Origin of the sequence: Bradyrhizobium sp. CIR48, from assembly GCF_014198315.1 — a bacterium.
GTDB lineage: Bacteria > Pseudomonadota > Alphaproteobacteria > Rhizobiales > Xanthobacteraceae > Bradyrhizobium.
In genome coordinates this window covers 1-1,003 of sequence record NZ_JACIHG010000043.1, presented here as the reverse complement: position 1 = coordinate 1,003, position 1,003 = coordinate 1, and the positions used below count along the sequence as shown (strand labels likewise).

1 protein-coding gene and 1 pseudogene are annotated in these 1,003 nt (G+C 63.1%); both read left to right on the top strand.

Features of this window, described 5'->3' with window-relative positions:
- Positions 1 to 90: pseudogene (locus GGD66_RS41950) on the top strand (carbohydrate ABC transporter permease); the annotation flags it as partial.
- Between the two features lie 29 nt (positions 91 to 119).
- On the top strand, positions 120 to 1,003 hold an 884-nt coding region (locus tag GGD66_RS41125), incomplete at its 3' end, for an extracellular solute-binding protein (protein WP_183262298.1).

The window sequence follows — 1,003 nt, the reverse complement described above, 5'->3', positions numbered from 1 at the left end:
GCCACCATCATCACCGCGCCGCTGGTGATCGCGTTCCTGATCGCGCGGCGGCATTTCATCGCCGGCATCACGATGACCGGAATCAAGTGACGTCAACCACTGCCAGGGGAGACACTGTCATGCTGCATCGCCGAGACCTCCTGAAGAGCGCCGCCGCCGTCGGGAGCACCGCGCTTTCAAGCCCGTTTCTGTCGCGCTCCGCACAGGCGCAGGAAGTGACGCTGGACGTCCTCTATGCCTTCCCCGCCTTCGCGAAATTCCACGAGCCGATCGCCCAGGAATTCATGAAGCAGCAATCGGGCATCAAGATCCAGTTCCGGGCCCCGGCGGCGAGCTATGACGAAGGTCATCAAACCATGCTGCGGCAGGCCGTCACCAACCAGCTCCCCGACGTCTACTATTCGGGTTACCATCTGCTCGCGGAGCTCGTGCGCACACTGGTGAAACGCAACCAGATCACGGAAGTCGCGCCCTTGCTGCAGAAGGAGGATGCCGCCTGGCGCAAGGCCAACTACTCCGACGGAATCCTGGCGCTCGGCGCGGTCGACGGCAAGATCTATGGTCTCGCGTTCAATGCATCCCTGCCGGTCATCTATTTCAACACGCAGCTCGTGAAAGCGGCCGGCGGCGATCCCGACAAGATGCCCGACAATTGGCCCGGCATGATCGACCTCGCGGCCAACATCAAGACCAAGGGCACCGATGTCGCCGGCATCGCCTACAACATCCACGATTGGCCGGACGACTGGCTGTTCCGCTCCCTGATCCTGCAGGGCGGCGGCCAGATGCTCGACGCATCGGAAACCGCTGCCGGCTTCGGCAACGAGGCCGGGCTCAAGGCGCTCAGCCATTGCCGCAGATTCGTCGCTGACGCCAAGATGCCATTGATCGATTGGGATTCCTCGCGCCAGCAGTTCATCGCCGGGAAGATCGGCGTCTTCGCGGACACGCCGGCCCGGCTGCGCCAGGTCACCGACCTGATCGGCGACAAGTTCACATTGCG